Genomic DNA, 13,161 nt, shown 5'->3' on the forward strand with positions numbered 1-13,161 from the left:
CGGCAACTTCGTCCGTCTGGATCAGGCGATCCGAGCCACCTTCGGCGACCCGGAAGGCCTTGTTGCGTTCGGCACCGTCTTCGGCCACGCGCAGGGTCTTGCTGCGCTCGCTGCCGTTCTCGCCGAGGGTTTCGCTGCTGCTGGCCGGCTTGAGTTCGGTCAGCGGCGGCTGGGCTTTGCCGGGCAGGGCGAAGGCGCTGGTGGTCAGGGTGGCCAGGATCAGGCTGGCGAGGATGTGCTTTTTCATTTTGGGCTCCTTGTGGGGGCGTAAGTGAGTACGGAGCCCATACTACTCACGGAGCCTGAATACAGAAGTTGAGCCTTCTGATAGTAACCATCGACGCGCTTGATGCGCTGTGCGAGCCGCTCTGGCACGGGCTGCGCAGGCGCGCGTGGGTTACTTGTGGCGCTTGCGCCGGCTGGTCCACTGGCCCCATTCGAAGCTCATCACCACCAGCAGCGACAGGGCGAAGGGCAGCAGCAGGTAGAAGCCGCGGAACACGATGAGCGCCGCCAGCACGTCGGCCTTGGGCAGTTCCGGCATGGCGGCGAGGAAGGTCACTTCCAGCACGCCGAGGCCGCCCGGGGCGTGGGACAGCAGGGCCAGGGAGAAGGAGGCGAGGAACACGCCGAGCACCACCAGGTAGCCCGGGTTGCTCTCGGCCGGCAGGGCGAAATAGATGATCGCCGCGGCGCAGGCCAGCTCCAGCGGGCCGGCCAGCAACTGCCTGGCGACCACGCCCAGGCGTGGGTATTCGACGTGCAGCTTGCCCCATTTCCACGGCTGGAAATGACGCCAGGAGCCGAGCACATAGAGCGCCACCAGACCCAGCATCGCGGAGCCGATCAGCACCGACAGCCAGGGGCTGACATCGGCGATGCGCTTGATCAGTTCGGGCTGGCAGACCAGTACGACGCCGCCGGACAGCAGGGTGCCGAGGGCGAAGGTGAAGGAGCAGAAGAAGATCAGCAGGCCGATGTCATGGGCGCCGAGGCCCTTGCTGCTGTAGGCGCGGTAGCGCACCACCGCGCCGGAAAACACCGAGGCGCCGATGTTGTGGGCCAGGGCGTAGGTGGTGAAGGAACACAGGGTGATGAACCACCAGGAGATTTTCTTGCCCAGGTGGGCGATGGCGATACGGTCGTACCAGGCCAGGGCGAAATAGGCGCCCAGGGTCGCGCCGGCGGCCAGCAGCCAGTTGTGCGGGCGAATCGCCCGCAGGCTGTCGGAGAGCTCGTCGAGGGAGATGGTCCGGATTTCCTGGTACAGCAGGTAGCAGGAAAACACGACTGCGGCCAAACCGATCAAGGTCCAGATCCAGTCGCTCCTTTTCATCATCGGCGGTGGCTCCTTGAACCTGGGACGTCATCCTGGGATGGCTGGTGCGGAAAGGGGTGTGCGGCTGCCGGATGCCCAGATGAATGCGGGTGATCGGCGCAAAGCGCGGTGCAGTATCAGGGAGGCGGGCGCCCGGCTCAAGCAGTTCACATGCGTCGGGCGTAACCAGCTGTTACGACATCAGAACATATCGCCGGCGCCGGGGCCTTGCCGCAGGTCAGTGAAGGCGCGGGGCGGGGTTGGCCGGGAGCAGGCGATACCGGCGCGGGCGGCGGCCGTCAGTTGGGGCGGCCGTGCTCGCCTGGCCGCCTGTGCGGGACTGTCAAAAATATGCAACTCCCCGCTGCGGCGCCTTGCCGGCAACTGCAGCAATTACAGTCTGTTACACGGCTTGATCGGATGAACGGCTGGCCTATGTGCAGACTATTCGTCGTTTTTGTTTGACATATTTTACGTATTTGCCAGACTGCGCGACCGTGATGGGCGCGTGCAGCCTCCCGTCATGAGGGGTAATAACAAAAACCTGTAGTCCGTCGTTCCATCCCGCGCCGCCCTGGTGCGGGCACGCATGCGGCGGGCTGAAGTCTCTGGAACGGGAAAACATGCTGATCTGGTTCGTTGCGCTCTATCTGCTGGTCACCGTGGGTATCGGCTTCTATGCCGCCACTCGGGTACACAACTCCCGCGATTTCGCCGCCGGCGGTCGCAGCATGGGCTTCCCCATCGTCGCCGCCATGGTCTTCGCCACCTGGTTCGGCTCCGAGGCCGTGCTGGGCATCCCCGCCACCTTCATCGAGGAAGGCTTCGCCGGGATCATCGAAGACCCGTTCGGCTCCTTCGGCTGCCTGATGCTGGTCGGCCTGATCATCGCCCGCCCGCTGTACCGGATGAACCTGCTGACCATCGGCGACTACTTCCGCAAGCGTTTCGGGCCGAATGTCGAGCTGATCATCAGCCTGGTCATCGTGGTCTCCTACCTGGGCTGGATCGCCGCCCAGCTGACCGCCCTCGGCGTGGTGTTCAACGTCATCTCCGACGGCGCCATCACGACCACCCAGGGCATGTTCCTCGGCACCTTCATCGTGCTGCTGTACACCCTGTTCGGCGGCATGTGGTCGGTGGCCCTGACCGACTTCTTCCAGATGATCATCATCGTCGTCGGCCTGGTCTACCTGACCTGGCTGATCGGTGACATGGCCGGCGGCGCCGACAAGGTGATCGCCCATGCGGCCAGCGAAGGCAAGTTCACCTTCATCCACGGTTTCGAGGCCAAGGACATCGTCGCCTTCATCGGCGCGGCGCTGACCATGATGCTCGGCTCGATCCCGCAGCAGGACGTGTACGCCCGGGTGATGTCGGCCAAGACCGAGAACATCGCCGCGCGCGCCTCGATGTTCGGTGCCGGCTTCTACCTGTGCTTCTGCATGCTGCCGATCTTCCTGGCCTACGCCGCCTCGATGATCGACCCGGCGATGGTCCAGCGCTGGCTGGCCGAAGACGCGCAGATGATCCTGCCGCACCTGATCCTGGAGAAGACTCCGCTGTTCGCCCAGATCATGTTCTTCGGCGCGCTGCTGTCGGCGATCATGTCCACCGCTTCCGGCACCCTGCTGGCGCCGTCGGTGACCTTCACCGAGAACGTGCTCAAGCGCTTCGTGCCGGTGATGAGCGACCAGCAGTTCCTCCTGGCCATGCGCGCCACCATCGTGGTTTGCGCCATCGCCACCCTGACTTTCGCCCTGTACTCGGACGCGAGCATCTATGAGATGGTCGGCAACGCCTACAAGGTGACCCTGGTGGCCGCCGTGGTGCCGCTGTTCGCCGGCCTGTTCTGGAAGCGTGCCACCACCCAGGGCGCGCTGTTCGCCATCTTCTTCGGCCTGAGCTCGTGGATCTACCTGGAATACAGCCTGACCGACGAGGCCTTCTGGCCGCCGCAACTGGCCGGCCTGCTGTTCAGCCTGGCGGGCATGCTGATCGGTACCCTGCTGCCGCAGTGGAGCAGCAACCGCAACAACACCCTGGTAACCCAGCCCGAATAAGGCTGATAGCTGGATGACCGACCCCGCCCTCTGGCGGGGTTTGTCGTTTCAGGGCTGGCGGTACAGGTGGCCTATATAGAGAAGGGCACCGGCTGCGCCGCTCAGCTTCAGTTCGGTGTGTTCGCCTTCCAGCAACAGGCCCTGGCCTTCGTCCAGGCCGTGCGCCGCCGCGCCCGACAGCTGCACGGTGACTGGGCCGGTCTGGCAGTAGAGCAGCAGGATATCGGCGGCGTGGTTCAGGGTCTGCGCGCCGTCCAGCCGCAGTTGCTGCAACTGGTGGCGCCACAGGCTGCGCCGGGTCATCAGGTTGAAGTCGGCGACCGGGCCGGCCAGCAGTTCGGCGCTGACCCGGTCTTCGCCGGCAAACGCCAGGGGCGGATCGGCGGGGCGCAGCTGCCTGGGCCAGCCGTCCAGGCACAGCTGCAGGCCGGCGCCGGCGAGCACGGCCAGGCTGCGGTCGACCCCGGCGAAGCGGGAGAAGGGCCCGCCGCTGGCGACCTGGGCGCAGCTGATGCGCCAGGCGAAATCCTCCAGGCTGGCGCCGGCGGGGCAGATGGCCAGCTCGCAGGTGATGCCGCCGCCATTCTTCCAGGGCATCTGCCGCGCCTGGTGGCGGTCGAGTCGCTGAATCGGCATGCCGTTCGTCTCCCAATCAAATGTATATACATAATGCGACGAGCGCGCTCGCCCCGCAATCCCTGGGCTGTGCCTGTTTTTCCGGGTTGCCGTGCGGTGCTCTTGAGTTCGCGGCGAGCGAAAGAGGCTTGACGGGCGGATTTTTCGTTTTTAATGTATATACATTGAAACGAGAGAGCGCTTCCATGTCCCTGTCTCCCCAGCTGCGTCGGCTCTGGCGTGATGTCACCCTGTTCGACGGCCTGTGCGTGCGGCCCGCGCCGATGACGGTGCTGGTCGAGGACGGTCGGGTGGTCGGCCTGTGGTCGCAGGGCGAGTTCGACGAGCATCAGGCCGAGGCTGCCATCGAGTGCGGCCGTGGCGGGGTGATGACTCCCGGCCTAGTCGACTGCCACAGCCACCTGGTGTACGCCGGCAACCGCGCCGGCGAGTTCGAGCAGCGCCTGGAAGGCGTCAGCTACGCCGAGATCGCCAGGGCCGGTGGCGGCATCCTCAGCACCGTGCGCGCCACCCGCGCCGCCAGCGAAGAACAGCTGGTCGAGGCCAGCCTGCCGCGCCTGGACGCGCTGCTGGCCGATGGCGTGACCACCCTGGAGATCAAGTCCGGCTATGGCCTGAGTGTCGCCGACGAGCTGAAGATGCTGCGCGTGGCCCGCCGCCTGGGCCAGCTGCGCCCGGTGCGGGTGCTCACCACCCTGCTCGGTGCCCATGCCCTGCCGCCGGAGTTCGCCGGCGACAGCGACGGCTATATCGCGCTGGTGTGCAACGAGATGATCCCGGCGGCCGCCGCCGAGGGCCTGGCCGATGCGGTGGATGTGTTCTGCGAGCACATCGCCTTCAGCCCGGCCCAGTGCGAGCGGGTGTTCCAGGCGGCGCAGCGCCACGGCCTGGCGCTCAAGGCGCACGCCGAGCAGCTGTCCAATCAGGGTGCCAGCGCCCTGGCCGCGCGTTATCAGGGTCTGTCCGCCGACCATATCGAGTTCCTCGACGAGGCCGGGGTGCAGGCCATGGCCGCCGCCGGCACCGTGGCGGTGCTGCTGCCCGGCGCCTTCCACTGCCTGCGCGAAACCCAGCTGCCGCCCATCGAACTGCTGCGCCGGCACAAAGTGCCCATGGCCGTGGCCAGCGACGCCAACCCCGGCACTTCACCGATCTGCTTTCCGACCCTGGTGCTCAACCTGGCCTGCACTCTGTTCCGTTTGACCCCGCGCGAAGCCCTGAGCGGCATGACCGCCCATGGCGCTCGCGCCCTCGGCCGCCCCGACCTGGGGCGGATCGAGGTTGGGTCGCCCGCCGACCTGTGCCTGTGGGATATCCAGCAGCCCGCCGAACTGGCCTACGCCGTGCAACCGGGGCGCCTGCGCCAACGCATCTTCAAGGGAGACCTCACCCATGCCTGCTGATCGTCACGACATGGCCGCCTGGAACGGGCGCATCGACCCCGAGCCGGACAGCCCGCGCTGGCACCAGCGTATCCAGGCGCTGGCCGGCGACAGCCAGCCGGGCGTGGCCCTACTCGGTTTCGCCTGCGACGAAGGGGTGCGCCGCAACCACGGCCGCGTCGGCGCCGCCAGCGCGCCGCTGGCCATGCGCAAGGCCCTGGCCAACCTGGCCTGGCATCGCCAGGAGCCGGCCTATGACGCCGGCGATGTGCTGTGCGCCGATGGCGACCTGGAAGGCGCCCAGGCCTGCCTCGGCGAACAGGTCTGCGCCCTGCTGGATGCCGGCCACCTGCCGATCGTGCTGGGCGGCGGCCATGAGGTGGCCTTCGGCAGCTGGCAGGGCATCGCCGAGCACCTCTCGGGGCAGCCGGCGCCGCGCATCGGCATCATCAACTTCGACGCCCATTTCGACCTGCGTGACCCGGCGCACGTGCATTCCTCCGGCACGCCCTTCGCCCAGATCGCCGAGGACTGTGCCGCCCGTGGCTGGCCGTTTGCCTATGCCTGCTTAGGGATAAGCCGCGCCAGCAACACCCGCGCCCTGTTCCGGCGCGCCGCCGAGCTGCAGGTGCTGGTGCGCGAGGACCGCGAGATCCGCGAGGCCAGCCTGGCCGCCATCGGCGCCGAGCTGGACGCCTTTGTCGCCGGCTGCGACGCCGTCTACCTGACCATCGACATCGACGTGCTGCCGGCCTGCGAAGCCCCCGGCGTCAGCGCCCCGGCCGCCCGCGGGGTAAGCCTGGCGCTGCTCGAACCGCTGCTGGAGGGCATCCGCGACAGCGGCAAGCTGCGCCTGGCCGACCTGGCCGAACTCAACCCCGAACACGACATCGACAGCCGTACCGCCAAGGTGGCGGCGCGCCTGATCCATCTACTGACTCTCTGACCCCGAACAACAACAGGAGCCCGCAATGAGCCGTTTCCGCGATACCGAAATCCGCGCCGCCCGTGGCACCCAGCTGACCGCCAAGAGCTGGTTGACCGAAGCGCCGCTGCGCATGCTGATGAACAACCTCGACCCGGAAGTCGCCGAGAACCCCAAGGAGCTGGTGGTGTATGGCGGCATCGGCCGCGCCGCGCGCAACTGGGAGTGCTACGACAAGATCGTCGAGGTGCTGACCCGCCTGGAAGACAACCAGACCCTGCTGATCCAGTCCGGCAAGCCGGTCGGCGTGTTCGAGACCCACAAGGACGCGCCACGGGTGCTGCTGGCCAACTCCAACCTGGTGCCGCACTGGGCCACCTGGGAGCACTTCAACGAGCTGGATGCCAAGGGCCTGGCCATGTACGGCCAGATGACCGCCGGCAGCTGGATCTATATCGGCAGCCAGGGCATCGTCCAGGGCACCTATGAAACCTTCGTCGAGGCCGGTCGCCAGCATTACGGCGGCAGCCTCAAGGGCAAGTGGGTGCTGACCGCGGGCCTCGGCGGCATGGGTGGCGCCCAGCCCCTGGCCGCCACCCTGGCCGGCGCCTGCTCGCTGAACATCGAGTGCCAGCAATCGCGTATCGATTTCCGCCTGAAGACCCGTTATGTCGACGAGCAGGCCACCGATCTGGACGACGCCCTGGCGCGCATCGACAAGTACTGTGGCGAAGGCAAGGCCATCTCCATCGCCCTGTGTGGCAACGCCGCCGAGATTCTGCCGGAGCTGGTCAAGCGCGGCGTGCGCCCGGACATGGTCACCGACCAGACCAGCGCCCACGACCCGCGCCACGGCTATCTGCCGATCGGCTGGAGCTGGGACGAGTACGTGGCCCGCGGCAAGACCGAGGAGGCCGTGGTGGTCAAGGCCGCCAAGCAGTCCATGGCCGTGCATGTGCGCGCCATGCTGGCCTTCCAGCAGATGGGCGTACCGACCTTCGACTACGGCAACAACATCCGCCAGATGGCCCTGGAGGAGGGCGTGGCCAACGCCTTCGACTTCCCCGGCTTCGTCCCGGCCTATATCCGCCCGCTGTTCTGCCAGGGCATCGGCCCGTTCCGCTGGGTGGCGCTGTCCGGCGACCCGGAAGACATCTACAAGACCGACGCCAAGGTCAAGGAACTGATCCCCGACGATGCCCACCTGCACAACTGGCTGGATATGGCCAGGGAACGTATTTCTTTCCAGGGCCTGCCGGCACGCATCTGCTGGGTCGGCCTGAAGGACCGCGCGCGCCTGGCCCAGGCGTTCAACGACATGGTCGCCAGTGGCGAGCTGAAGGCGCCGATCGTGATCGGCCGCGACCACCTGGACTCCGGCTCGGTCTCCAGCCCCAACCGCGAGACCGAGGCCATGCAGGACGGCTCCGACGCCGTATCCGACTGGCCGCTGCTCAACGCCCTGCTGAATACCGCAGGCGGCGCGACCTGGGTGTCTTTGCACCATGGTGGTGGCGTCGGTATGGGCTACTCGCAGCATTCCGGGGTGGTGATCGTCGCCGACGGCAGCCCCGAAGCCCGCGCCCGTCTCGGCCGCGTGCTGCGCAACGACCCGGGCACCGGGGTGATGCGTCACGCCGATGCCGGATATGCAATTGCCGTCGACTGCGCCCGCGAACAGGGCCTCGACCTGCCGATGATCGCTGCCACCCAAGGAGCCCAAGCATGAGCCTGTTTACCCTGACCCCCGGCCAACTGAGCCTGGCCCAGCTGCGCACCGCCTACCAGGCCCCGCTCAAGCTGCGCCTGGATGAGCGCGCCCATGCCGGCATCGAGGCCAGCGTGGCCTGCGTCAACGCCATCATCGCCGAGGGCCGCACCGCCTACGGCATCAACACCGGCTTCGGCCTGCTGGCCTCGACCCGCATCGCCAACGACGACCTGGAAAAACTCCAGCGCTCGCTGGTGCTGTCCCACGCCGCCGGCATCGGCGAGCCTCTGGACGACGCCATGGTGCGCCTGATCATGCTGCTCAAGGTCAACAGCCTGGCCCGCGGCTGCTCCGGCATCCGCCTGAAGGTGATCGAGGCGCTGATCGCCCTGATCAATGCCGAGGTCTACCCGCATATTCCGCTCAAGGGCTCGGTGGGTGCCTCCGGCGACCTGGCGCCGTTGGCCCATATGTCCCTGGTGCTGCTCGGCGAAAGCCAGGCGCGGCACAAGGGCCAGTGGCTGCCGGCCAGCGAGGCGCTGGCGATCGCCGGCCTGGAGCCGATGACCCTGGCCGCCAAGGAAGGGCTGGCGCTGCTCAACGGCACCCAGGTGTCCACCGCCTACGCCCTGCGCGGGCTGTTCGAGGCCGAGGACCTGTTCGCCGCCGCCACCGTCTGCGGCGGCCTGACCGTGGAAGCCGCCCTGGGCTCGCGCGCGCCGTTCGATCCGCGCATCCATGCCGCCCGTGGCCAACGCGGGCAGATCGATGCCGCCGCCATCTATCGTCACCTGCTCGGTGCCAGCAGCGAAGTGGGGCGCTCCCACGAGGCCTGCGACAAGGTGCAGGACCCCTACTCGCTGCGCTGCCAGCCGCAGGTCATGGGCGCCTGCCTGACCCAGCTGCGCCAGGCCGCCGAAGTGCTCGGCGTCGAGGCCAACGCGGTGTCGGACAACCCGCTGGTGTTCGCCGCCGAAGGCGACGTGATCTCCGGCGGCAACTTCCACGCCGAGCCGGTGGCCATGGCCGCCGACAACATCGCCCTGGCCATCGCCGAGATCGCCTCGCTCTCCGAGCGGCGCATCTCGCTGATGATGGACAAGCATATGTCGCAATTACCCCCGTTTTTGGTGGCCAATGGCGGGGTCAACTCCGGCTTTATGATCGCCCAGGTCACCGCCGCGGCCCTGGCCAGCGAGAACAAGGCCCTGGCCCACCCGCACAGCGTCGACAGCCTGCCGACCTCGGCCAACCAGGAAGACCACGTGTCCATGGCCCCGGCCGCCGGCAAGCGCCTGTGGGAAATGGCCGCCAATACCCGTGGCGTGCTGGCCATCGAGTGGCTGGGCGCCTGCCAGGGCCTGGACTTCCGTGAGGGCCTGAAAAGCTCGCCGGCCCTGGAGCAGGCCCGTCAGGCCCTGCGTGAGCAGGTGCCCTACTACGTGGAAGACCGCTTCTTTGCCCCGGATATCGCCGCGGCCAACGAACTGCTGGCCAGCCGCGTGCTGAGCCCGCTGCTGCCGGCCGGCATGCTCCCTTCGCAGGGCTGACCGTTCCTCGCAATACCCTCCTGGCTCGTGTTCCGACACGGGCCACGGGGGCTTCTTGGCGCAAAAAACAACAACAAGAGGAGTCGCAATGAATTCAATCGTATTGGCGGTACTGGTCATGGTCACCCTGTCGATGCTGCGGGTGTCCGTGGTCTTCGCCCTGGTGGTGGCGGCCGTGGTTGGCGGGCTGGCGGCGGGCATGCCGATCGGCGCGATCATCGAGGCCTTCAACCAGGGCCTGGGTGGCGGCGCCGGGGTGGCCCTGGCCTATGCCACCCTGGGCGCCTTCGCCGTGGCGCTGTCGCGCACCGGCATTGCCCAGCGCCTGTCGGCGCGGGTGGTCGAGCACCTGGGACGCAGCCACCATAAGGCCGGCGAGCTGGCCCTGGTCAAATGGGGCATGCTGGCCAGCCTGATCCTCGCCGGCTTCGCCGCCGAGACCATCATCCCGGTGCATATCGCCTTTATCCCGATTCTGGTGCCGCCGCTGCTGCACGTGATGAACCGCCTGCAGCTGGATCGCCGGCTGACCGCCTGCGCCATCACCTTCGCCATTACCGTGACCTACATGTCGCTGCCGATCGGCTTCGGCACCATCTTTCTCAACGACATCCTGATCGGCAACATCAACCAGGCCGGCAATGCCCAGGGGCTGACCGTCAGCCGCGAAATGGCCCCGCGCGCCATGCTGATCCCGGCCTTGGGCATGGTGCTGGGGCTGCTCATCGCGGTGTACAGCTACCGGCGCAAGCGTGTCTATGAGGAGCTGGCGGTGGCCGGCGAGCACCTCAGCGCCAGCAGCACACCGCTGAGCGCGCGCCAGCTCGGCCTGATCGCCCTGGCCCTGCTGCTGGCCCTGGGCGTGCAGCTGTGGAGTGGCTCGATGGTGTTCGGCGGCCTGATCGGCTTTGCCGTGATCTCGCTCAGCGGGGTGATCAGCTGGGCCGAGCAGGACGATGTGTTCACCCAGGGCATGCGCCTGATGGCCCTGGTCGGCTTCATCATGATCGCCGCCGCCGGCTTCGCCGCGGTGATGACGGCCACCGGCGAAATGCCAACGCTGGTCAGCGACTCGGTCGAACTGATCGGCGACAACCGCGGCCTGGCGGCCCTGATCATGCTGCTGGTGGGGTTGCTGATCACCATGGGCATCGGCTCGTCCTTCTCCACCGTGCCGATCATCGCCGCCATCTACGTGCCGCTGGGCATCAGCTTCGGCTTCTCGCCGCTGGCCATCATCGCCCTGGTGGGCACCGCCGCGGCGCTGGGCGATGCCGGCTCGCCGGCCTCGGACTCGACCCTGGGGCCAACCGCCGGCCTGAACGCCGACGGCCAGCACGACCATATCTGGGACACCGTGGTGCCGACCTTCCTGCACTTCAACCTGCCGTTGCTCGCGGCCGGCTGGATCGCCGCCATGCTGCTCTGACGCGGCCCTGCCGCTCATGGGTTGCGCAGATGGCGCCGCCCATGGGCGCTCGCTATCATCGGCGCACCGGGTATCACCTCAAGGAGCCGTTGTGAGCAGTACCACCCCGCGCTACAAGGCGATTGAAGAGTTTCTGCTGGAGCGTATCCATGGCGGCGATTATCCGGTCAATCACCAGATCCCCCCGGAAGAGCAACTGGCACGGGATTTCTCGGTCAGCCGGATGACCGCCAACAAGGCGATCAACAACCTGGTGCAGCAGGGCTACCTGGTGCGCCAGGCCGGCCTCGGCACCTTCGTCACCGACCGCAAGGCCGAATCCTCGCTGCATGAAGTGCTCAATATCGCTGCCGAAGTGCGCGGCCGCGGCCATGCCTACAGCAACGACGTGTTGCGCTGCGAAGCCATCGAGGCCGACGACGAGGTGGCCCTGCGCCTCGGCCTGCGCCTGGGCGCCCAGGTGTTCCACAGCATCCTGGTGCACCGCGAGAACGGCGTGCCGATCCAGCTGGAAGACCGCTTCGTCAACCCGCGCTGGGTGCCGCACTACCTGCAGAGCGACTTTGCCCAGCAGACGCCCAACGAGGTGCTGGTGGCCAGCTGCCCGATCAGCGATGTCGAGCACGTGGTCGAGGCCGTGCTGGTGGATGCACAGACCGCCGCCTGGCTGGATATCGACCCGGCCGCGCCGTGCCTGTCGATGATCCGTCGCACCTGGTCCGACGAGCACCTGATCAGCTACGCCCGGCTGATCCATCCCGGCGACCGCTACAAGCTGCGCTCCAACCTCAAGCGCCGCTGATGGCGGCGTGCCGCCAGCCGCCCGTCGTCTCGGCTGCATCATGCGGCTGCAGTGGTTAGGCTCTTGGCTCTAGCGTGCGAACGGACGAGGCGAGACGATGGAAGCACACGCGAAGCCATTCGAGCTGGCGCTGGAGCGCCTGTACCGCGAGGAATCGCGGCGGGTGCTGGCGACCCTGATTCGCCTGCTGGGCGATTTCGACCTGGCCGAGGAGGCCCTGCACGAGGCCTTCCGCGCCGCCCTGGAGCAGTGGCCGAGCCAGGGCGTACCGGCCAATCCGCGGGCCTGGCTGGTGTCGGCCGGGCGCTTCAAGGCCATCGACCAGTTGCGCCGCCAGGCGCGTTTCCAGTCCCTGGACGACGGCCCCGAGCCGCTCGCCGCCGGTGGGGTGGGGGCGGGCGAGTTGCTGGAAGACGACCGCCTGCGCCTGATCTTCACCTGCTGCCACCCGGCCCTGGCGGCGGACGCCCAGGTGGCGCTGACCCTGCGCGAAGTCTGCGACCTGAGCACCGAGGAAATCGCCCGCGCCTTCCTCGCCACGCCGGCCACCATCGCCCAGCGCATCGTGCGGGCGAAGAGCAAGATCCGCGCCGCACATATCCCCTACGAAGTGCCGGGGCGCGGCGAGCTGGCCGAGCGCCTGGAGGCGGTGCTGCGGGTCATCTACCTGGTGTTCAACGAGGGCTACTTCGCCAGCTCCGGCGACGAGCTGACCCGCCAGCACCTGTCCGCCGAGGCCATTCGCCTGGGTCGCCTGCTGCTGGAGCTGCTGCCCGAGCCGGAGGTGCGCGGCCTGCTGGCGCTGATGCTGCTGGGCGAGTCGCGGCGTGCCGCGCGTACGGCGGACGATGGCCTGCCGGTGCTGCTGGAGGAGCAGGACCGCGCGCTGTGGGATCGCGCGCTGATTGCCGAGGGCGAGGCCCTGGTGCAGGCGGCGTTCGCCGCCGGCGAGATCGGCCCCTACTGCCTGCAGGCGGCCATCGCCGCGGTGCACGCCGAGGCGCCGAGCATGGCCGCTACCGACTGGCCGCAGATCGTCGGCCTCTACGACGTGCTGCTGCGCGCCAGCCCCTCGCCGGTGATCGAGCTCAACCGCGCCGTGGCCCTGGCCATGCGCGATGGCCCGGCGGCCGGCCTGCAGCTGATCGAGGCACTGCTGGCGCGCGGCGAACTGGCCGACTACCACCTGGCGCATGCCGCGTGCGCCGATCTGAACCGCCGACTGGGGCGCTGGGAGGCGGCGCGCGCGGCCTACCAGCGCGCCCTGCAGCTGAGCCAGCAGGGCATGGATCGGCAATTTCTCGAACGGCGCCTGGCCGAGTTGCCGGCAGGCTGAAATTTTTTC

At 67.8% G+C, this 13,161-nt stretch carries 10 protein-coding genes and 1 pseudogene; 8 read left to right on the plus strand and 3 right to left on the minus strand.

Annotation, left to right across the window (positions count from 1 at the left end; translation table 11 throughout):
• Together F3I16_RS05580 and F3I16_RS05585 are read right to left on the minus strand one after the other, a co-directional pair.
• Positions 1 to 247 (minus strand): annotated as a pseudogene (locus F3I16_RS05580) (hypothetical protein); the annotation flags it as partial.
• Positions 248 to 397: 150 nt separating this feature from the next.
• On the minus strand, positions 398 to 1,339 hold the full coding sequence (locus tag F3I16_RS05585) for a YbhN family protein (protein ID WP_160492711.1): 942 nt from the start codon (positions 1,337 to 1,339) through the stop codon (positions 398 to 400).
• 602 nt (positions 1,340 to 1,941) lie between these two features.
• On the opposite strand from F3I16_RS05585, the gene F3I16_RS05590 reads away from it, so the two are divergent.
• A complete protein-coding gene (locus tag F3I16_RS05590; protein ID WP_160492712.1) occupies positions 1,942 to 3,381 on the plus strand; it encodes a sodium:solute symporter family protein in 1,440 nt (479 codons plus the stop codon).
• 48 nt (positions 3,382 to 3,429) lie between these two features.
• On the opposite strand, the gene F3I16_RS05595 is transcribed toward F3I16_RS05590, so the two are convergent.
• Positions 3,430 to 4,017 carry a HutD family protein gene (locus tag F3I16_RS05595; RefSeq protein ID WP_160492713.1) on the minus strand — a complete coding sequence of 196 codons (588 nt, stop codon included), beginning with the start codon at positions 4,015 to 4,017 and terminating at the stop codon, positions 3,430 to 3,432.
• A gap of 185 nt (positions 4,018 to 4,202) precedes the next feature.
• Here F3I16_RS05595 and hutI point away from each other — a divergent pair, with 185 nt between their 5' ends.
• The 7 genes from hutI (at position 4,203) to F3I16_RS05630 (ending at position 13,152) form a co-directional block, all read left to right on the plus strand.
• A complete protein-coding gene (hutI, locus tag F3I16_RS05600) occupies positions 4,203 to 5,420 on the plus strand; it encodes an imidazolonepropionase (RefSeq protein WP_160492714.1) in 1,218 nt (405 codons plus the stop codon).
• Positions 5,410 to 6,345 carry a formimidoylglutamase gene (hutG, locus tag F3I16_RS05605; RefSeq protein ID WP_160492715.1) on the plus strand — a complete coding sequence of 312 codons (936 nt, stop codon included), beginning with the start codon at positions 5,410 to 5,412 and terminating at the stop codon, positions 6,343 to 6,345. The genes hutI and hutG overlap by 11 nt, the downstream gene beginning before the upstream one ends.
• A gap of 25 nt (positions 6,346 to 6,370) precedes the next feature.
• Positions 6,371 to 8,053, plus strand: coding sequence for a urocanate hydratase (gene hutU / locus F3I16_RS05610; RefSeq protein ID WP_160492716.1), 1,683 nt, complete (start codon positions 6,371 to 6,373; stop codon positions 8,051 to 8,053).
• Entirely contained in the window at positions 8,050 to 9,585 is a 1,536-nt protein-coding gene (gene hutH, locus F3I16_RS05615; RefSeq protein ID WP_160492717.1) for a histidine ammonia-lyase, read from the plus strand. Before hutU ends, hutH begins: the two co-directional genes overlap by 4 nt.
• Before the next feature lie 88 nt (positions 9,586 to 9,673).
• Positions 9,674 to 11,014: a Na+/H+ antiporter family protein gene (locus F3I16_RS05620; RefSeq protein ID WP_160492718.1), complete on the plus strand. Its 1,341-nt coding sequence runs from the start codon at positions 9,674 to 9,676 to the stop codon at positions 11,012 to 11,014.
• Between the two features lie 91 nt (positions 11,015 to 11,105).
• Positions 11,106 to 11,816 (plus strand): histidine utilization repressor, encoded by a 711-nt coding sequence (gene hutC, locus F3I16_RS05625; RefSeq protein ID WP_178116641.1) that lies wholly within the window; start codon positions 11,106 to 11,108, stop codon positions 11,814 to 11,816.
• 97 nt (positions 11,817 to 11,913) lie between these two features.
• Complete coding sequence (locus tag F3I16_RS05630) at positions 11,914 to 13,152, plus strand: RNA polymerase sigma factor (protein WP_160492720.1); 1,239 nt, start codon at positions 11,914 to 11,916, stop codon at positions 13,150 to 13,152.
• Positions 13,153 to 13,161 lie beyond the last annotated feature (9 nt).

This window comes from Pseudomonas sp. L-22-4S-12, from assembly GCF_009799935.1.
GTDB lineage: Bacteria > Pseudomonadota > Gammaproteobacteria > Pseudomonadales > Pseudomonadaceae > Aquipseudomonas.

Coding starts and splice junctions, on each gene's coding strand:
- F3I16_RS05585 (WP_160492711.1), bottom strand. CDS start 1,339: ATGATGAAAAGGAGCGACTGGATCTGGACCTTGATCGGTTTGGCCGCA.
- F3I16_RS05590 (WP_160492712.1), top strand. CDS start 1,942: ATGCTGATCTGGTTCGTTGCGCTCTATCTGCTGGTCACCGTGGGTATC.
- F3I16_RS05595 (WP_160492713.1), bottom strand. CDS start 4,017: ATGCCGATTCAGCGACTCGACCGCCACCAGGCGCGGCAGATGCCCTGG.
- hutI (WP_160492714.1), top strand. CDS start 4,203: ATGTCCCTGTCTCCCCAGCTGCGTCGGCTCTGGCGTGATGTCACCCTG.
- hutG (WP_160492715.1), top strand. CDS start 5,410: ATGCCTGCTGATCGTCACGACATGGCCGCCTGGAACGGGCGCATCGAC.
- hutU (WP_160492716.1), top strand. CDS start 6,371: ATGAGCCGTTTCCGCGATACCGAAATCCGCGCCGCCCGTGGCACCCAG.
- hutH (WP_160492717.1), top strand. CDS start 8,050: ATGAGCCTGTTTACCCTGACCCCCGGCCAACTGAGCCTGGCCCAGCTG.
- F3I16_RS05620 (WP_160492718.1), top strand. CDS start 9,674: ATGAATTCAATCGTATTGGCGGTACTGGTCATGGTCACCCTGTCGATG.
- F3I16_RS05630 (WP_160492720.1), top strand. CDS start 11,914: ATGGAAGCACACGCGAAGCCATTCGAGCTGGCGCTGGAGCGCCTGTAC.